Here is a 19,989-nt window from a genome sequence, read left to right as displayed (position 1 = left end):
TAAGGAGCTTATATCTATGAAAAAATATAACTTTGACGATTCAATTCATATGCATTTATTTCATTATAAGGATATAGAAGAGGTTTTTACATATGAGGCTATAGCTTATAAAGTATGTAATGAAAATTTATGGGTAGTGTATTTTGATATTTCTTACTATGATGATTTATCAAATCATCAATTTTCTAAGTATCCATTCTATGATAAGTATGGATATGAAATTCTCCATGTTCGTACAAAAGATCTAGATGAGTGTGAAGGAAATAAATTATTTACTGATTGGTTAATTAATAATTCAATTGTTTAGTTCTAGTCCGCTATTTGCGGGCAGTAAGATTTCCACCTCAAAACTTGGTGAAGGCTAATCCACACTGATTAAAGTTTCATTTTATAAATTTATCTATCACCAAAAAGCCTATCAATTTAAGTGCTTTTTGGTTTTTTTATTTATGGCAGAGAAATGTCTTGAAAAATCAGAGACTCAATTTACTAAAAATATCTTAACATATAAAATTTACGAAATGCTAATGGTATCCATTATCGGAATTAAACATTATAACGTTATATTTACTTCTTCCTTTTTTTGTGTTACGCTAAACGTGTGAAAGAGATATAAAATGAAATTTTAATGTAAGCGTATTCTTATGGCTTCTTATAGAAAAGGGTGGAAATACAATGACAGAACGATTCGTGCTACGTAATGTGAAACGTGTGAACGGGGAAGAGATTGACATTGTAGTTGAAAATAATAAAATCGCACAGGTGACGAAAGCTGGTTTTGGCGAGGGCGAAAAGGTTCTTGATTACGCAGGTACTTACGTATCGAGTGGCTGGATTGATTTACACGTTCATGCTTTTCCAGAGTTTGATCCGTATGGCGATGAGGTAGATGAAATTGGCGTTAAGCAAGGGGTAACGACAATTGTTGATGCGGGAAGCTGCGGAGCTGATCGTATCGCAGATTTAGTACAAAGTAGAAAGCAGGCAAAAACGAATTTATTTGCCTTTTTAAATATTTCTCGCATCGGTTTGAAACGAATTGATGAATTATCCAATATGGAATGGATAGATAAAGAGAAAGTAATAGATGCAGTAGAAAAGTATAAAGATGTAATCGTTGGATTAAAAGCGAGAATGAGTAAAAGTGTTGTTTGTGATAGCGGAATTGAACCGCTGCACGTAGCGCGTTCTTTATCTCGTGAAACATCATTACCGATTATGGTACATATCGGTTCAGCTCCTCCGCGTATTGAGGAAGTTGTACCTCTTTTAGAAAAAGATGATGTCATTACACATTACTTAAACGGGAAAGAAAATAATTTATTTGATGAAGAAGGAAAACCGATGTCAGTGTTATTAGATGCAGTGAAACGCGGTGTGCATTTAGATGTTGGTCACGGTAATGCTAGTTTTTCTTTTAAAGTAGCAGAGGCAGCGAAGCGTCACGGCATTGTCCTTAATACAATTAGTACAGATATTTACCGGAAGAATCGTATACACGGTCCAGTGTATAGTATGGCTAACGTTCTTTCGAAATTCCTTTACTTAGGGTATCCGCTAGAAGAAGTAATTGATGCGGTTACGAAAAATGCGGCAGAGTGGCTGAAAAAACCAGAGCTTGGTCGTATTCAAGTAGGAGATATTGCAAACTTAACTTTATTTACGGTGAAAGATGAACCGATTACGTTAATTGATTCAGAAGGGGATCAGCGCATTGCTGAAAGAAGAATTGATACGAAAGGGGTTGTAATCAATGGGTCATTCATTGAATGCTAAGTACGGATTAAAAAGAGTGATTAATGCGAGCGGTAGAATGAGTATTTTAGGTGTATCCGCTCCTACAGATACAGTTATGGATGCGATGAAACATGGTGGACAAAATTATGTGGAAATTGCTGATTTAGTAGATAAAGCGGGAGACCATATTGCGAGAATTCTAGATTCAGAGGCAGCAGTTGTTGTAAACTCAGCATCGAGTGGAATTGCGCTTTCTATCGCTGGTATCGTTACAGAAGGAAATCGCCGTAAAAGTGAAAGACTTCATCAAGAAGTAATCGCGAAAAACGAAGTGATTATGTTAAAAGGTCATAACGTTCAATACGGTGCTCCTGTTGAAACAATGATTTATTTAGGCGGCGGTAAGCTCGCTGAAGTCGGTTACGCAAATGAAGGGAAAGCAGAGCATATTGAAGATGCGATTGGTGAAAATACAGCAGCGATTCTGTATGTGAAATCCCATCATGCCGTGCAAAAAAATATGATTTCTGTTGAAGAAGCGTGGGAAGTAGCACAGCGAAATAATGTACCACTTATCGTTGATGCGGCAGCTGAAGAAGATATTCAAAAATACGTGAAGTATTCAGACCTAGCCATTTATAGCGGTTCAAAGGCAATTGAAGGACCTACTTCCGGTATTGTCGGCGGTAAACGGAAATATATCGAATGGTTGAAAGTGCAATTACATTGCAGCGGTAGAAGTATGAAAGTTGGGAAAGAAACAACTTTCGGTTTACTTCAAGCGCTTGATGAGTACGGAGCAAAAGAAGATAAGAGTGAGCAAGAAAAAGAGTTGTTACAAGTGCTTATGCCGCTGAAAGAGTTAAACGGTGTAAATGTAACAATCGTTCAAGATGAAGCTGGAAGAGCAATTTTTAGAGCGCGTATTCATATTAACGAGAACGAATTAAATAAAACTGCAAAAGATGTTGTGACCGCGTTACGCGAAGGGGAAATCGCCATTTACACACGTGATTACGGAGTAAGACAAGGGTTCTTTGATATTGATCCACGTCCACTTCAAGGCGATGACATACATGTGATTGAAGAAAAAATGAGAGAAATTGTAGGGGGAAACTAAGATGACAAACATTCAAAAACGTTTTTATAAAGGCCGCGTAGCATTAAATGTATTAGCGAACAATATCCGAAATGCGAAAGACATTTTTGAAGCAGCAGAAGGTTATGTAGTCGTTGGAGTGTTATCAAAAGATTATCCAACAGTAGAAGAAGCAGTAACTGCGATGAAAGCATACGGAAAAGAAATTGATGACGCTGTATCAATCGGACTTGGAGCAGGAGATAATCGCCAAGCAGCGGTTGTAGCTGAAATTGCGAAGCATTATCCTGGTAGTCATATTAACCAAGTGTTCCCTTCAGTTGGAGCGACGCGTGCAAATCTTGGCGGAAAAGATAGCTGGATTAATAGTTTAGTATCACCAACGGGAAAAGTAGGGTACGTAAATATTTCTACTGGCCCAATTAGTGCAGCTGGGGAAGAGAAAGCAATCGTTCCAATTAAAACAGCTATCGCACTTGTACGTGATATGGGCGGGAATTCATTGAAATACTTCCCAATGAAAGGTTTAGCGCATGAAGAAGAATATCGAGCTGTTGCGAAAGCATGTGCGGAAGAAGGATTTGCATTAGAGCCAACAGGCGGAATTGATAAAGAAAACTTTGAAACAATTGTACGTATTGCATTAGAAGCAAACGTAGAGCAAGTTATCCCGCACGTGTACTCTTCTATTATTGATAAAGAAACTGGTAATACGAAAACAGAAGATGTTCGTGAATTACTAGCGGTCGTGAAGAAGTTAGTTGATCAATATGTGTAAGAAAATTGCAGCATTTGGTGAAGTAATGATGCGCCTGCAAGTGCCAGGGTATGAATTGCTATCGCAAGCAAACTCATTAAATTACTCATTTTCAGGTACAGGTGTGAACGTTGCAGCAGCACTTTCTCATCTAGGGTATGAAGGGCTTCTTATTTCAACTTTACCGGAAAATTCGGTTGGAGATGCGGCGGTATCGCACATTCAAAAACTAGGGATTCAAGCACCGTTTATTTCAAGAGGCGGTAAATATGTTGGTATGTACTTTTTAGAAAATGGATTTGGCGCACGTGCAAGCCGCGTTACGTATTCTAACCGATTAGAAAGTAGTTTCAATACGGCGTCTGAAGAGATGTACCAATTTGAAGAAATCGCTAAAGAAATTGATATCGTTCATTTTTGCGGAATTACACTTGCGATGAATGATACTGTTCGTCACCATATGAAATCGTTAGCGAAAGCAGTAAAGGAAAACGGAGGCACTGTTGTCTTTGATTGTAATTATCGTCCATCGCTTTGGGGAGAAGATGGGTATGAACAGGCGAAGCCTCATTATGAAGAAATGCTAGGCCTTGCCGATATTGTAATGATGAATGAAAAAGATGCGATGTTTGTTCTCGGAATGAAAACGGAAGAGACAGAGCGAGAAGCACAACTTGTTGATCTTATTCCAAAAGTCGCAGAAATATATAATATCGCTACAATTGCTGGTACACATCGTTCTATTAATAGCGATAATACACACTCACTTCGCGGATTCATATGTAAAGATGGAACGTTCACTTTTGCCAAAACACTTACGTTTTCTGTATATGATAGAATAGGTGCTGGAGATGCTTATACGAGCGGAATTATTCATGGCGAGATAGAAGAGTTTGCACCAGAGAAAGCTGTTTCATTTGCGTCAGCAGCTGGAATGCTTGCACATACAATCGTCGGTGATACGCCAATGTCATCAGAGAAAGATATACTTCGGGCAATGACGGCATCAGTAGGTGATGTAGAAAGGTAGTGGGTGTAACGGTGAACGTAACGAGAAAAAGAGGTCCATTATATTTACAAATTAAAAATATTATTCGTGATCGAATATTACATGGTGTTTATGCCATTCATACAAATATTCCTTCTGAACCACAATTAGAAGAAGAGTTCAAAGTGAGTAAAATTACAGTACGAAATGCAATTAAAGAGCTCGTTCAAGAAGGGTATTTAGAGAAGAAAAGCGGTAAAGGAACGAAAGTCATTCGAAATACTTCTGCGACAAAGCTTTCAAAGGGAAAGAAATTTACAGAAGTGTTAGTGGAAGAAGGCTATAAAGTACAAAAGAAATTGCTAAAGGCAGAAGTGGTTCATAATGAAGAAGGAACAGTACCATTTCGTTTGTTTGGTAAAGAGAGTTTTCGTATTGAGCGTCTATATGCTTTAAATGATACTCCGTACATTCATTATACGCACTATTTCTCAGCACAAATGGCAAGTACAGACTTAGCGGACTTTGACTTACAATCGCTCTATGATCTAGTCGAGGACCGTGGTATACATTTAGAAAACTTCAGAGATGAATTCGCTGTTGGATTTGCGCCTAATTTCGTTGCAGAAGCGTTAGGAGAAAAAGAGGGAACAGCGTTATTAAAACGTATGCGCTATTCTTACGATGAAGTTGGCGAAGTAATTGAATATAGTGAAGGCTACTACAATACTGAAATGCAGCATTACGTTGTAAATTATGATGTGTAAAAAATGAAGAGGGACCAATTCCCTCTTTTTTTGTAAAAAAATTTCATATCGAAGGGGAATGGGATATGGATATATACTTATTAATCGTCACGTTAATTGCGATCGCAATTGTTATTTTAGGGGTATCGTGGTGGAAGTGGCATGCATTTATTAGTTTAACAGTTGCTAGTCTATTTTTAGCTATTATGTCTGGACTGAACTTGACCAAAATTGTTACTGCCTATGAAACTGGTGTTGGTAGTGTACTAGGGCATTTAGTTGGTATTTTGGCTCTCGGAACAATTTTAGGGAAAATGATGTCTGATTCAGGGGCTGGCATGCAAGTAGCAGATTTCTTCATTCGATTCTTCGGGGTGAAAAAATTACCTTGGGCTATGTTATTCGCCGGATTTGTTATAGGGATTCCAGTGTTTTTTGAAGTGGGAATCGTCATTTTATTACCACTTGTTATTTCAATTCGAAAAACAACGAAGCAAAATATATTGTTAATTGCGTTGCCTGTTATTGCTGGATTATCGATTGTACATGGGCTAGTACCGCCGCATCCAGGTGCGATGACAGCAATCGGGATTTATAACGCGAATTTAGGAAAGGTACTATTGTATTCATTAATTATCGCGTTACCAACAGCAATTATCGCAGGACCGGTATTTGCAAAGTGGGTACATAAGAGGGTTATACCTGAAAATGAACCGGAGCTTGTTCGAGTTACGACAGTATCTACTGATTTGCCAAGTCGTAAAGCTTCATTCTTTATTATTTTATTACCAGTAGTTTTAATGATTTTATCAGTAGTCGCACCATATATTTCATTACCGGAAAAAATAACTGAATTTTTAGTGTTTGTAGGAAGTCCGGTAATCGCTTTACTTATTTCATGTTTCGCAGCGTTTTATTTGCTTGGTATAAAACAAGGAATTAATAAAAAGATGATTAAAAAATTAACAGATGAAAGTTTACTACCTGTCGGTTCCATTATTTTAATAATTGGTGCAGGCGGTGGATTTAAACAAATATTAATTGAAAGCGGCGTTGGAACAGCCATCGCTCAAATGGCAGAACATATTTCATTATCACCAATCGTCTTAGCGTTCATGGTAGCGGGATTAATCCGAATTGCAACAGGTTCAGCTACTGTAGCATTAACGACAGCAGCTGGAATTGTTTCACCGGTTATTCAGCACATGTCTGGTGTAAATTTAGAATTACTCGTTATTGCAACCGGTGCAGGTTCATTAATGTTTTCTCACGTAAATGATGCAGGATTCTGGCTTGTAAAAGAGTATTTAGGTTTGACAGTAAAAGAAACGTTTAAAACGTGGACGGTGCTGGAGACATTGTTATCATTTATTGCATTCGGCTTTGCGCTTTTACTTAATATGTTTGTTTAGAAGAAGGGGGTGCCTATTTAAAGGTATCCTCTTTTTGTGTTGGGGCTCTTTTCATGAAACAAGCCCGTTTTTAGGAGTGCCAAGCTTCCGATTTGCCCTGAAAACATAATATAAATGGAATCCCCTCATTTAGAGCAAGACGATCTTGTTATGAATGATACTAAAGGAGGAATAGAGTAATGAGCGAAAAGTGTGAACACAGACATGATGATTGCGACCGCAGACGTGGGTGCGGAGGCGGTTTTGCGCTTCTAATCGTATTGTTTATTTTATTAATTATCATCGGTGCTAGCTGCTTCGGCGGAGGCGGCGGTTCTTGTGGTTACGGCGGTTATGGTGGCTATGGCGGCGGCTATGGTGGATATTGCTGCTAATTATTTAAAAACTATTGAAAATAGCCTTGTGCAATATGCACAAGGCTATTTTATTCATAGTTTAACATGCTGTGACAGTTTGTTAATGTAAAGAGATCGGATTAAGAGGAAGAAAATAATCTCGATAATCCCGAAGAAAGTAAGTACGATGAAGGCCTCTTTTAGTAATGAGAAAGAAAACATGCTTTGTAAAAACTTAATTGCAAATACTGTATGAATACCCGCGATGATATAAGGAACGAAAAATAAAATTCCTAATTGAATCGTTGCAGAACGAAACATTTCGGATTCCGTCAATCCAAGCTTTGTAATCGTAATATATTTTTGTTTTTCACTTGTTAAGTCATTATACATACGGAAATATAAAACGCTAGCTGCACCGATAAAGAAAATAAAGCCGAGAAATGCCCAAATAAAGAAATTCGCAATTGCATGTTCTTTACCGTGAACTAGTTCATCAGTAGCCGTATATATGTAGAAAGGAACTTGCACTTTCTCTTCTTTATGTTTTTCGTAGAACTCACGTGCATCATCACCAATAGCACGTAACATATTTTTTGTTGGAACCATTGCATTTTCCCAGTTTTCTACGAAGTAGTTATAGATTACGGTCGTTTCAATATGAGGAATCATATTGTCAAAAACATAATCTTGTACAACAATTAAATGGGGGAATGCAAAGGATGGTTCTATCCCTTTATTAATAAATCCTTTAATATGAAATTCTTTTTTATTAGATCCGAGTGCAATTATATCTTGTTTTGCAAATGGGTTTGAGACAAGATTTAAAAGCTCTGGCGAATGGCGGGAAATAATATAAACTTGTGTAGAATCAAGAGTGATTTCCGGCCGCTTCAATTGTTTAGCAATTGTATTATAATCACTCATTTTCATAAGTAAAATATCTTTTTTCGATGCTGTGTCTTTTAATACTGTAAACTTATATTTCTTGTATTCAAAATTGGCACTCGTAAGCTCAGTTTCAATTGTAGTAATATGCTTTTGTTCAAGGTAATTGTCACCTTCTGATGTATACGTAAAGGGGACAGGATATTGCGCTAGTACGGATGCTTTCGTATTGTTATTAGCAGCAAACAACCCAATAATAATTGTAAATGCAAGTGCAGATAACATGGAAACGATAAAAAGTACATTAATATTACTACGAGTACGAGCAACCAAATCTGAAATCCATAACATATTTATTTGTTTCATATAAAACTTTCTTCGTTTTTTTAAAATGAAGATGAAGAGAAGAAATGTTTGTGAAAAGAAAAAATATGTCCCGATGACTACGAGTGGCAAAATAGATAATATTATAAAGAATACAGATCCATTTTGTACATTTTTTTCCGTTACATAGCCTTGCGGATAACCAGCAATATAATAACATAGTCCTAAACAAGTTAAGGCAAACAATGAGATTATTATAGATGGTCTTTTTTCTTCCGTTTCTTTTTTAGAAACTTTAATTAGTCGAATAGTTTTACGAGTACGAATGAACATCGGTGTAAATGTAGAAACGATGAAAAATAAAATAATAAAAGTTACTGTTGTAACGATAATTGCCTTTGTGGGCCAATATAAGTAGAGGCCTTTCGCACCTGTTAGTTTAGAAGTAACTAGTAAGAAAAAGTTAGAAAACACTAGCCCGCCTTGTATACCAACAAAAATAGCTAGTATTCCAATTATCATATTTTCAGTAAATAAAAGTCGCTTTAATTGTTTTTTTGATATACCAAGAACGGTTAATACCCCGAATTGTTGCTTCCTTACATTTAAAAATGTTCCAAGTGAATAAAGCAGGAAGAAGAACGAGAACAAGACAATGACAAACTGGGCTGAACCAGCTAAGTTCATCAGGGTATCTCGTTCTTGATAGCTCTGAATATTTTGTAGGCGCGGATGATATGAATAGACAGCAAATGAAAAGAAAACCATTATAGAAAAAGCACTACTTACAAAATAAGCAAAATATGCTTTAGAATTACGTGAGACATTTTTAAATGCAAATTGCCAAAACGTCATCCACGCCGTCCTCCTAATAATGCTAAAACATCTAATATTTCTTGATAAAATTTCTCGCGATATAGTCCGCGGTGTAATTCATTGTAAAGCCCACCATCTTTAATGAAAATAACGCGGTTACAATAACTTGCTGCAAACGGATCATGCGTAACCATTAAAATTGTGGCATCCTCTTCTTTATTTAATTTCGTAAATAGCTCCATTACATCAATTGCTGCTTTAGAATCTAAGTTTCCTGTCGGTTCATCCGCAAGTAGAAGTGACGGATGATGAATAACAGCACGTGCTACTGCAGTACGCTGCGCTTGTCCTCCAGAAACTTCAAAAATACGCTTGTCCAAAATATGATCAATTCCAAGCTTTTTTGAAATGTTATCGAGTTTTTCGTCCATTTCTTTTAAAGGGACATTATCTAACGTTAAAGGCAGCACGATATTTTCACCGATTGTTAGTGTATCTAATAGGTTAAAGTTTTGGAAAACAAACCCTAACTCTTGACGACGGAAAATAGCTAGTTTCTCTCTACGGAACGTGTGCGGTTTTTTTCCATTAATCACGACATCACCAGAAGTAGGGGAGTCAATTGTAGAGATAACGTTTAAAAATGTAGATTTACCGCTACCAGATGGTCCCATGATAGCAACAAATTCTCCTTTATCTACATGTAAATTTATATTTTTTAAAGCAGTATGAGGGACTTTTCCTTCATACACTTTTGAGACGTTTTTTATGTGTAATACTTCTTCCATAATAATCACCTTTCTATTTTTAAAACTTAATATGTTGTGATAATTTTTGCATATAAAAGGAACGAATTAAAAGGAAAAAGATAATTTCAACCGTTCCAAAGATTACAAGTACAACTGTAATCTCAGCGAATAATGATAGATGTAATATCTCTTGTAACATCTTTGTCGCAAACATCGTATGGATCGATGCCATAATGTAAGGAACAAAGAAAAGAATCGCAAGTTGAATTGTAGCGGATTGTTTCATTTCGACTTCTGTTAAACCGATTTTTGTAATCGTTATATACTTTTCTTGCTCATTTGTTAAATCTGTATACATACGGAAGTAAAGAACACTGCCAGCTCCGATAAAGAAAATAACACCTAGGAAAGTACCAATTAAGAAAAACGAAGCAACATTTAATTTTGTTTTGTATAGAGAATCGCTCGCTTCACTTGCATGAAACGGTGGATGTTCTGCCTGAATAGCTGCATTGTCATTATCAATTTTTGTTATAAATGCTGAACCGATATTATGTGCCTTTTCCCAATCTGGAACTTTGAAGCTATATACACTCATCTGTTTTGAAGCGGTTGATAAGGCTTCTACATTTTCATCAGATAGTACGAGTAATTGGTATATTAAGCTGTTTGGGAAGGGGTTATAACTTTTATATTCTTTCACTTGTAGTTGTAAATTGTTTTGAGTAAGTGGAAGAGTATTTTTCTTTTCTTTAGTATGAATTGTTCCAATAACTTGATCGTCTAAGTCTTTCATAAGAATATAAGATTCATTCTTATTCACCGTGAGAGTTTCCCAGCTTAATGCTTTAGCAAGTACATTATAGTCACTTTGTCTAATGGCATAATAGAGCTGTGTGTTATCTTCAGCTGAAGATACTTCATATATGTCTGTTTTAAATTTTGTATAAGTAAAGTGCTCTTCATTAAATTTTTGCTCTAACCAGTTTAAATGCTCATCAGCTAACGTATTTTCAGTATGTGATAAATAAGTAAACGGGAAAGGGTTTTGCCTTATTTCATCAAACTTTGTGAATTTCCCAAACCCATATAAGAATGTAATCATTGTAAAAGCGAGTGTCGATAACATCGTCACGATAAAGAGCATGTTAATATTTGTCCGAATCCGAGTTGCTAAATCAGAAATCCAAAGCATATTAATACGTTTCATATAAAATTTTCTTCTCGTCTTTAATATGCGAATGAGTAAGAAGCTAATTTGTGAGAAGAAAAAATAGGTCCCGGCTGCAGCAAGTGATGGGATGACAAATATACAGGAGGCAGCGTACAAAAGCCCAGCGATATCTCCTAGTGACATAAAATATAGTGGGTTTGCTGCTAAAACATATCCAGATATTAAACATATCGCACCAAAGAGAGAGATGAGTACAGATGCTTTTCTTTCTCTTTCTTTTGTTCCTTCTTTTAAAAGACGTACAGCTTTTCTCGTACGGATTAGCATTGGTGTAAAAGATGATACGAGAATGAAGAGTCCAAGAAAGATAATTATAGTTAAAACGATAGCAGCTGTAGGCCACCAATATAAATATAAACCAGGCACATGCGTAATTTTGGCGGTAACTAATAAAAAGAACTGTGAAAAGACAAGGCCAAATTGAATGCCGAAAAATATGGATAGGCCACCAATTAGCATGTTTTCTAGAAATACGAGCCTCTTTAATTGCTTTGGAGATATGCCAAGTACTGTTAAAATCCCGAACTGTTTTTTTCGTACTTTTAAGAAAGTACCGATTGAATATAGTAAAAAGAAAAATGAAAAGAATACAATGACAACTTCTGAGATTGTCATTAATATGTTCAGAGCAGCATTCACGCCTGTCATATGCAATTTAGGATGAAATAAATAAACTGCAAACGAGAAGAAAATTGCAATGGAAAACGCACTGCTTACAAAATAGGCGAAATAAGCTCTGGCGTTCCGCGTCACGTTTTTAAATGCAAACTGCCAAAATGTCATGCGCCTAAACCTCCTAATAGAGTTAATGTGAAAGGAGTATGGGGGATTTTCCGCATACTCTTTTCATAAAGCTCACCTTTTGCTTATTTAAAACTTAATATGTTGCGATAATTTTTGCATATAAAGTGAACGAATTAATAGGAAAAAGATAATCTCAACCGTTCCAAAAATCACAAGTACAACCGTAATTTCAGCGAACAATGATAAGTTAATAATATCTTGCAACATCTTTGTCGCAAACATCGTATGAATAGAAGCCATAATGTAAGGAACGAAAAATAAGATTCCAAGTTGAATGGTCGCTGAACGCTTCATTTCTGATTCTGTTAAGCCAATCTTCGTAATCGTTACATATTTTTCTTGCTCGTTTGTTAAATCTGTATACATACGGAAGTACAGTACACTACCAGCTCCAATAAAGAAAATGATCCCAAGGAATGTACCAATGAGGAAGTAGGAAGCACTTCCGGATTTGATTCTGTATAAAGAGTTACCTGATTCAAAAATACGAACGAGAGATCCTTCGTGCTTGATACTCGCGCGGTCTTTATCTGCTCGTTTTACAAACTCATCAGCAATAGCATATGTATTCTCCCAGTTTTCTACGTTGTAATTATAGACTGTCACATGTTTAGTGTTAGTTGGTAAATTGTTAACGGCAGAATCAGATAATACTAATGTTTCATAAGCAAAAGTAGACGGGAGGGTATTATCTATTTTAATCCCTTTTATTTGTAGCTTATAATTTGTATTAGCGAGTGTAATATGTGTTCTATTGTAATTTGGATCGAATGCACTAAACAATGGGACATATGCCGCTCCAGATAATACATATGTTTCATTCTCATTTATAAATAGTTTTTGTAATTGTAATGACGTAGCGAGCTTATTATAGTCACTTTGCTTTATGGCATATGTGTCATAATAAATTTCTGTATTATTTTTCGCTTCTACAGGCGTAGCGTATAAATCTACTTTAATTTTGTCGTAAGAGAATTGCCCATCTTCTAATTGTTTTTCTAGCCAATTTAAGTGCTGGGAAGTAAATGGATTCTCATCAAATGAGAAATATGAAAATGCGAATGGTGAATTTCGTTCAACATCAAGTTTCATAAATTTCCCGAACCCATATAAAAATGTAATCATCGTAAAAGCAATTGTAGATAGCATTGCCACAACGAAAAGCATATTAATATTTGATCGAATGCGGCTAGCTAAATCAGAAATCCAGAGCATATTAATACGCTTCATATAAAAATTCCGTCTCTTTTTCAACAGGTGAATGAGCAAGAAACTAATTTGCGAAAAGAAGAAATATGTTCCGATTGAAACGAGTGCCGGAATGACGAAAATACTTGAAAGCATATAAACCATTCCTATTTGTGGGCTTATTGATACGAAATATATTGGTTTGCTCGCTAAAGCGTAGCCACCTATTAAACAGATAGCACCAAATAGAGAGATAAATATGGATGGTTTTCTTTCCTTTTGTTTCCCAGCATTAGTTTTTAAAAGGTTTACCGTCTTTTTCGTACGAATTAGCATAGGTGTAAATGAAGATACAGCGATAAAGAGACCAAGAAATACAATCGTTGTTAAAATGAAAGCATTCGTAGGGATATATAAATATATCCCTGGTAGATGTGTAATTTTCGCTGTTACTAATAAGAAAAACTGCGAAAAGACAAGTCCAAACTGCATACCGAAAAAGATAGATAACATACCAATTAACATATTTTCAGTGAAAACGAGTCGATGTAATTGCTTTTTTGATATACCTAAAATAGATAAAATACCAAATTGCTTTTTACGAACTTTTAAAAACGATCCGATTGAATAGAGTAGAAAAAAGAACGAGAACAAAACAATAACAACTTCTGAAAAAATCATTAATCCTGAAACTTCAGAGATCATATTGGAATTTTGTAATTTCGGATGAAATAAATAAACAGCAAACGAAAAGAAAACAGCAATGGAAAAGGAACTGCTTAAAAAATAGGCAAAATAAGCTCTTGAGTTGCGCGTTACATTTTTAAATGCGAATTGCCAAAATGTCATAATATGTACCTCCCGTTAGAAGGCCAATATGTAGTCTTATTGCAAAAAATGTATGAGAGTGAGATCTCATACATTTTGCTAGCATATGTTACGATCATGCTTCGGTCACCTTCTCTGTATTTTCTGCTTGATTATTTGCAGCGTTGTGGAAGATGATTTTAATCGTCGTTCCTTTACCAACTTCAGAGTCTAGTTTCACAGAGTGACCTAAATAATCACAAATTTTATTTACAATATAAAGCCCCATACCAGTAGATTCTCCGAATGCACGACCGTTTTTTCCAGTGTAAAAAGGTTCAAATACTCTTCGAATATCTTCTTGCGGAATACCAACGCCTTCGTCACGAACTTCCAAAATAATATCTTTACCATTGCGATAAGCGGATAAGAAAACTTTCTTTCCGCGCTCACCAGAGTAGCGAACTGCATTTGTCATTAACTGATAAATGATGAACTTTAGCCACTTCGCATCAGAAGCAACCTTTAAATCTGAATGAACTTCTAAAACGGGGAAGACTCCGTTTCGAATGAATAGTTCTTTTAATCCGTTAATATTTTTTGTTACAGCATCTTTTAATGAAATCGTCTCAACATGGAAATCCTCATGGAAGTTATTTAGCCTTGCCATATATAAAGCCATATCGAGTCCTTGATTTAATCGTTCTAATTCTTTTTTGAATTTCGGGATTAAATGTTCATCTTCCATTTCAAGCACCATAAGCTGCATAACAGAAACAGGCGTTTTCATTTGATGTACCCAATGATTAATAAATAACTGGTGTTCTTGCTGCTTTACTTCGAATGTTTGTAGGTCTTTTTGGAATAGACGATATTGCGTACGAACGAGCTCGTTTACACCGTGTGGCATAGGAGCAGTCGCTCTTTCAATAAACGCATCTTCCAGTTTCTCTGGTGGTTCACTTAATCTGTGATACATTCTACGGTTACGAACGTAACGATAAGCGAGGAAACAGATGAATAAGTATAAACTTAAAACGATGAAGTAAAACTTATTATTTTGAAATCCGTCTACTGCATCATAAAGAACGAAAATGATTCCGAAGTTTAATACATATAGTAGGAAAAATGCAAAATGATCACGTAAAAATAGCTTCATGCTTATTCACTCCAAGTTGCGTTAAAACGATACCCAAGTCCACGTACTGTTTCAATAGCATTTTCAATACCAAGCTCATTGAACTTTTTACGAAGACGCGTGATGTTTACGTTTAATGTATTTTCCTCAACGAAGCTTTCGTCGTCCCAAAGAGCGGCTAGTAAATCTTCACGACTCGCTGTACGCGGGAATTTAGATAATAACATTTCTGCTAAAATCGCCTCTTTCTTCGTTAAAAGAACTTGCTCAGCTCCAAAATGAATTTCTGGACGCTCAGGGAATAGTTTTAGTCCTTCAACTTCAACGATACGCTCAGAAATATTTGGTGCATAATCACCATAAATACGGCGTAATTGACCCTTGATTTTCGCCATTACAACGTCATAGTGGAAAGGTTTTGTAATATAATCGTCCGCACCGCTTTCAATCGCCATAATTTGTTCCATCTCGCCAGCACGTGCCGAAATGAAAATAATTGGACAAGTAGATTCATGACGGATTTGACGGCACCAGTAGAAACCATCGAATTTTGGTAAGTTTACATCAAGTAAAACAAGATGTGGTTTCACTGCGTTAAACGATTCCATAATATCATCGAAGTTCTCCGCAACAACAGCATCATAGCCATATTTTTGAATGTGAGATTGTAGTAATGATGAAATATTTGGATCGTCTTCAACGATTAAAATTTTATACATATGTATATTCCTCCTAAAAAAAACAATTGTAGCTATAGTGTACCATGTGTTTCAAGTCTTTTCATTATGTTGAAATATAAGCTAGTAAACAGTATAGGTTAAAAGTGGAAAAAGTAAAAAGGGCTAGGGATACAATTGACAATTAACTGAAAATATTTTAACATTTAGATAAATATCTAAATGTCTAATTATCGAAAGGAAGAAAGACATTGAATCAAGCATTCAAAGCATTAGCAGACCCAACAAGGCGAAAAATTTTAGATTTATTAAAAGAAGGCGATTTAACAGCTGGGGAAATTGCTGAACAGTTCAATATGACAAAGCCAAGTATTTCTCATCATCTAAATGCGCTTAAAAATGCTGAACTTATCCAAGATGAAAAAAGAGGACAATTCGTTATGTACTCTTTAAACACAACTGTATTTCAAGATTTATTGACTTGGGTGTTTACGTTTACGAATAAGGGGGAAGAGGGGAAATGAAGAAGCATATATTTCCGTTATTATTAATTGCTTTAACGATTATTGCATGGTGCATCGCGTGGCCTTATTTACCGGGAGAAGTTCCAAGTCATTGGAATATTAATGGTGAGGTAGATGGACATATGTCAAAAATGGGAATGCTGATTTTTGATGTAGCAATTATGGTTTTCATATATGCACTAGTTACTGTATTGCCTAAGATAGATCCGAAGTACGACAACTACAAAAGATTTCCTAAAGCACTTGGAATGATAAATGGAGCAATTTTATTTTTCTTATTTACTATTAATATGATGACACTAGCAAATGCTTTAGGGTATAACATTCCAATTGGAATCGTTGTGAACATAATGGTCGGTATCCTTTTCATCGTACTCGGCAATTATATGCAGCAATGTAAACCAAATTTCTTCATAGGTATTAAGACGCCATGGACGTTAAGTAGTGAAAATGTATGGAGAAAAACGCATAGGATAGGATCAAAGATCATGATGATTGGCGGTATTGTAATCATATTTTCCTCGTTTCTACCGGGAATGTGGAAGATGATTTGTTTGTTAAGTGTTGTTGTTGTACTGGTTGTTGGTACGATGGTGTATTCCTATGTTGCTTATAAGAAAGAGATAGGAGCTTAATAGAAATTTTATGGGGGAGAGAGGATGAAAAGACACGTATTACCATGGAGTTTAATTATTGCAATTGCAATGGGATGGTACATTGTATGGCCATATTTACCGGAACAAATTCCGCGTCATTATAATGCTGCGGGAATAGTAGATGGATATTTTTCTAAAGTAGAGGCAAGTTCATTTTCAATAGGTAGTATGGTGTTGCTGTATTTGATATGGCTAGCTATGGGGTATATTGATGTAACAAAAGATAAGTATAAACAGCATGCTAAAGTCCTTTCTGCAATTAACTATGCCATTCTTTTTATAGGATTCGGCTGTAACATATTTGCGTTATTAGCAGCGTCTAATTATATTGCTTCAGGCTCAATCGCCTTTAATTTCGGACTTGGAACGTTGTTTCTTGTACTAGGTAATCACATGCAACAAACGAAGCCAAATGGTTTAGTAGGCATTCGAATGGACTGGACATTAGAAAATCCTGTAGTTTGGAGAAAAACACACAGATTTGCTTCGAAGGTATTTGTAATAGGTGCACTTTGTATATATGCGGGAGCGTTACTTCCAGATCCATTCAATATCTTTGTGGGGATTGGAATAATATTAGTATGCATCTTCATATCAACGATAAAGTCATATGTTATTTATAAAAAAGAAATGCAATTGTAAGCAATAAGGGATTGAACTGTACTAGTCAAACTTTATATTTATAGTTTCTATGTGTTAAGAAATTTTAATACTCAGTGGGGATAACGAAAAAGCTCGCTGAGTAAATTTTTCACCTTTAGGTCTGAAAATTCAGTTTAAAAGATAGTTTGGGGGAAATCACATGTTAGAAATTATAAATTTTAGCAAGACATACAAAGGTGGCAAAAAAGCAGTAGATCAGTTAAATATTACTGTTCAAGCAGGAGATATCTTTGGATTTATTGGGCATAACGGTGCGGGGAAAAGTACAACAATTAAGTCGTTAGTTGGAGTTATAGATTTTGAAGAGGGTGAAATTTTTGTTGATGGATATTCAGTAAAAAAGGATCCGATTGCATGTAAGAGAGTAATGGCGTATATTCCCGATAATCCAGATTTATATGAGCAATTAACAGGAATTCAATATTTAAACTTTGTTGCGGATGTGTTTAAAGTGTCTGCAAAAGATCGGGAAAAGGAGATACAAAAGTATGGAGATGCTTTTGAGATTACACCGTACCTAGGTGATTTAATATCTTCTTATTCACATGGTATGAAACAAAAAGTGGCGATTATATCAGCGGTTTTGCATAAACCGAAATTATTAGTTTTAGATGAACCCTTCGTCGGTCTTGATCCAAAGGCTGCTGTAGTGTTGAAAGGTATTATGAAGGAGCTTTGTGAAAAGGGAAGTGCGATTTTCTTTTCTACGCATGTTTTAGATGTGGCGGAGAAGTTATGTAATAAAATAGCGATGATTAATAGAGGGAAATTAGCACTTTCAGGGGAAGTGAATTCTTTAATAAAGGAAGGATCATTGGAAGAGCTCTTTATGAAGGAGCTTGCTAATGAATATTAGTAGTCTAGGTCTTTTAAAAATCCGCTTGATAACGCAGCTTGGTTTAAATACTTTTAAATACGAAAAAGATAAAAAGAAGAAGCAGAATAAGATTTTACTGTCAGCATCTATTGCCTTAGTTGGTGTCATGTTAATGCTATATTGTGGGGCCTCGGCATATGGGTTGGTGAAGCTAGGAATAAGTGAAATTATCCCAGTTTATGCACTAGTTATTAGCAGTGTATTGACGTTGTTTTTCACTATATTTAAGGCAAATGGGGAGATTTTTGCTTTTAAGGATTACGATCTTTTAATGTCATTACCGATTCGTGTAAGTACAGTTATTACAAGTAGGTTTTTGTATTTATATTTGCTGAATACGATCTTTTCAATCATAATCATGCTACCAATGGGAGTTGTTTATGGCATACATGAGAGGCCATCAGTTTCTTTTTACTTTATGTGGTCCATCAGTATGTTTATAGCATCTTTAATTCCAACAACAATAGCAGCGATTTTTGGAGCTGCGATTACGGCAATCGCTTCTAAATTTAAAAATACGAATAAAATAACTACGACTTTAAGTTTTATAGTAATTATTACATTCGGTTTCTTTATGCTAAAAAGCGGAAATGCTCAATATAGTCTTAATGATATGAACGGAATAGGTACAATTATTTCAGAGCAACTAACTAAAGTGTATCCATTAGCTAACATGTTTCAAAAAGCAATTGTTCATGCTGATATTGTAGCTTTCATCCTGTTTGTTGGGATATCGGTTATTTGGTATTATCTTTTTGTAAAAATCCTTTCGTTAAAATATAAGCAAATAAATACAGAGATTACCACTTATCATATGCTTTCAAATTATGAAATTCATAGCATGAGAAAAGAAAGTGTATTGGCCGCATTGTATAAAAAAGAACTGAAGCGTTTCTTTTCTTCTACAGTGTATGTGTTAAATAGCGGAATGGGAGTTGTGATGGCGCTAGCTTTCGCACTAGCTATAGTTGTAGTAGGGCCAAGTCAATTAATAGCGTATCCTGGAATTGAGCCTCTGTTGCAAAAGATTGCTCCATTTGCTATTTCAGCAGCGATTTCGATGACGTGTACAACATGTGTATCATTGTCATTAGAAGGAAAAAATGTATGGATTATTAAGTCGTTGCCTATAGCGCCAAAGATGATTTATGACAGTAAAATTCTTATGAATCTTTCATTAAGTATACCTGCATCACTTATTAGTGCTGTATTACTGATAATAGGGTTAAAACTAGATGTTTGGAGTTCTCTTTTCATCGTAATAACACCGATAACATATTCATTATTTTCGGCAGTATGGGGGATTTTTATTAATAATCGATTTGGTTATTATGATTGGGTATCAGAAACTCAAGTAGTAAAACAAAGTATAGGATCGTTTGTCGGTATGTTCGGTGGCTTAATTATGGCTGTTATACCTGCCTTGTTAATCGGTACTGCTACGATCTCGAACTACAGAGTGTTTACTTTTGGAGTTGTTATAGTACTTACGATTGTTACTATTTTCTTGTATAAGAACGAGTCGAGAAGAAGTATAAAATAAAGTTAATGTCATATTCGTATTTTGTTT

General features: G+C 35.5%; 19 protein-coding genes. 13 read left to right on the top strand and 6 right to left on the bottom strand.

Annotated features, from left to right (window positions below; all coding sequences use genetic code 11):
- Window positions 1–16 precede the first annotated feature (16 nt).
- The 8 genes from MR066_RS22510 (at window position 17) to MR066_RS22475 (ending at window position 7,113) form a co-directional block, all read left to right on the top strand.
- Complete coding sequence (locus tag MR066_RS22510; RefSeq protein ID WP_242248591.1) at window positions 17–307, top strand: DUF3986 family protein; 291 nt, start codon at window positions 17–19, stop codon at window positions 305–307.
- Window positions 308–675: 368 nt separating this feature from the next.
- Window positions 676–1,776 (top strand): amidohydrolase/deacetylase family metallohydrolase, encoded by a 1,101-nt coding sequence (locus MR066_RS22505; protein ID WP_242248589.1) that lies wholly within the window; start codon window positions 676–678, stop codon window positions 1,774–1,776.
- Window positions 1,754–2,857: a DgaE family pyridoxal phosphate-dependent ammonia lyase gene (locus tag MR066_RS22500; protein WP_242248588.1), complete on the top strand. Its 1,104-nt coding sequence runs from the start codon at window positions 1,754–1,756 to the stop codon at window positions 2,855–2,857. The genes MR066_RS22505 and MR066_RS22500 overlap by 23 nt, the downstream gene beginning before the upstream one ends.
- 1 nt (window position 2,858) lies before the next feature.
- On the top strand, window positions 2,859–3,614 hold the full coding sequence (dagF, locus tag MR066_RS22495; protein ID WP_242248586.1) for a 2-dehydro-3-deoxy-phosphogluconate aldolase: 756 nt from the start codon (window positions 2,859–2,861) through the stop codon (window positions 3,612–3,614).
- Window positions 3,607–4,623, top strand: coding sequence for a sugar kinase (locus MR066_RS22490; RefSeq protein ID WP_242248584.1), 1,017 nt, complete (start codon window positions 3,607–3,609; stop codon window positions 4,621–4,623). Before dagF ends, MR066_RS22490 begins: the two co-directional genes overlap by 8 nt.
- Window positions 4,623–5,348 carry a GntR family transcriptional regulator gene (locus MR066_RS22485; protein ID WP_002015828.1) on the top strand — a complete coding sequence of 242 codons (726 nt, stop codon included), beginning with the start codon at window positions 4,623–4,625 and terminating at the stop codon, window positions 5,346–5,348. Before MR066_RS22490 ends, MR066_RS22485 begins: the two co-directional genes overlap by 1 nt.
- Window positions 5,349–5,413: 65 nt before the next feature.
- The gene (gene gntP, locus MR066_RS22480; RefSeq protein ID WP_242248582.1) at window positions 5,414–6,739 is read left to right on the top strand and encodes a gluconate permease GntP; all 1,326 of its coding nucleotides are present in this window, start codon (window positions 5,414–5,416) and stop codon (window positions 6,737–6,739) included.
- 179 nt (window positions 6,740–6,918) lie between these two features.
- Window positions 6,919–7,113, top strand: coding sequence for a YjcZ family sporulation protein (locus MR066_RS22475; protein ID WP_002112522.1), 195 nt, complete (start codon window positions 6,919–6,921; stop codon window positions 7,111–7,113).
- A gap of 54 nt (window positions 7,114–7,167) precedes the next feature.
- Here the strand turns inward: MR066_RS22475 and MR066_RS22470 are convergent, their stop codons facing one another.
- The 6 genes from MR066_RS22470 to MR066_RS22445 form a co-directional block, all read right to left on the bottom strand.
- Window positions 7,168–9,141, bottom strand: a complete 1,974-nt coding sequence (locus MR066_RS22470; protein ID WP_242248579.1) for an FtsX-like permease family protein — start codon at window positions 9,139–9,141, stop codon at window positions 7,168–7,170.
- Window positions 9,138–9,890 carry an ABC transporter ATP-binding protein gene (locus MR066_RS22465; protein ID WP_000393251.1) on the bottom strand — a complete coding sequence of 251 codons (753 nt, stop codon included), beginning with the start codon at window positions 9,888–9,890 and terminating at the stop codon, window positions 9,138–9,140. Before MR066_RS22465 ends, MR066_RS22470 begins: the two co-directional genes overlap by 4 nt.
- Window positions 9,891–9,909: 19 nt before the next feature.
- The gene (locus MR066_RS22460) at window positions 9,910–11,868 is read right to left on the bottom strand and encodes an FtsX-like permease family protein (RefSeq protein WP_242248576.1); all 1,959 of its coding nucleotides are present in this window, start codon (window positions 11,866–11,868) and stop codon (window positions 9,910–9,912) included.
- Window positions 11,869–11,955: 87 nt separating this feature from the next.
- The gene (locus tag MR066_RS22455) at window positions 11,956–13,926 is read right to left on the bottom strand and encodes an FtsX-like permease family protein (RefSeq protein ID WP_219301126.1); all 1,971 of its coding nucleotides are present in this window, start codon (window positions 13,924–13,926) and stop codon (window positions 11,956–11,958) included.
- A 94-nt stretch (window positions 13,927–14,020) separates the two neighbouring features.
- A complete protein-coding gene (locus tag MR066_RS22450; protein ID WP_242248573.1) occupies window positions 14,021–15,043 on the bottom strand; it encodes a sensor histidine kinase in 1,023 nt (340 codons plus the stop codon).
- 2 nt (window positions 15,044–15,045) lie between these two features.
- On the bottom strand, window positions 15,046–15,741 hold the full coding sequence (locus MR066_RS22445; protein WP_000276730.1) for a response regulator transcription factor: 696 nt from the start codon (window positions 15,739–15,741) through the stop codon (window positions 15,046–15,048).
- Window positions 15,742–15,950: 209 nt separating this feature from the next.
- Here MR066_RS22445 and MR066_RS22440 point away from each other — a divergent pair, with 209 nt between their 5' ends.
- From MR066_RS22440 to MR066_RS22420, 5 genes are all read left to right on the top strand, one after another.
- Window positions 15,951–16,223 carry an autorepressor SdpR family transcription factor gene (locus MR066_RS22440; protein WP_002089211.1) on the top strand — a complete coding sequence of 91 codons (273 nt, stop codon included), beginning with the start codon at window positions 15,951–15,953 and terminating at the stop codon, window positions 16,221–16,223.
- Window positions 16,220–16,858 (top strand): SdpI family protein, encoded by a 639-nt coding sequence (locus MR066_RS22435; protein WP_078421880.1) that lies wholly within the window; start codon window positions 16,220–16,222, stop codon window positions 16,856–16,858. Before MR066_RS22440 ends, MR066_RS22435 begins: the two co-directional genes overlap by 4 nt.
- Window positions 16,859–16,882: 24 nt before the next feature.
- Complete coding sequence (locus MR066_RS22430) at window positions 16,883–17,521, top strand: SdpI family protein (RefSeq protein WP_002167490.1); 639 nt, start codon at window positions 16,883–16,885, stop codon at window positions 17,519–17,521.
- Window positions 17,522–17,681: 160 nt separating this feature from the next.
- Entirely contained in the window at window positions 17,682–18,398 is a 717-nt protein-coding gene (locus MR066_RS22425) for an ABC transporter ATP-binding protein (RefSeq protein WP_002089208.1), read from the top strand.
- Window positions 18,388–19,962: a permease gene (locus tag MR066_RS22420; RefSeq protein WP_242248571.1), complete on the top strand. Its 1,575-nt coding sequence runs from the start codon at window positions 18,388–18,390 to the stop codon at window positions 19,960–19,962. The genes MR066_RS22425 and MR066_RS22420 overlap by 11 nt, the downstream gene beginning before the upstream one ends.
- Window positions 19,963–19,989 lie beyond the last annotated feature (27 nt).

Source organism: Bacillus cereus group sp. BfR-BA-01523 (genome assembly GCF_022662615.1).
Lineage (GTDB): Bacteria > Bacillota > Bacilli > Bacillales > Bacillaceae_G > Bacillus_A > Bacillus_A mycoides.
The sequence above is the reverse complement of the archived record's forward strand: the minus strand, read 5'-3'. Positions and strand labels throughout refer to the sequence as shown.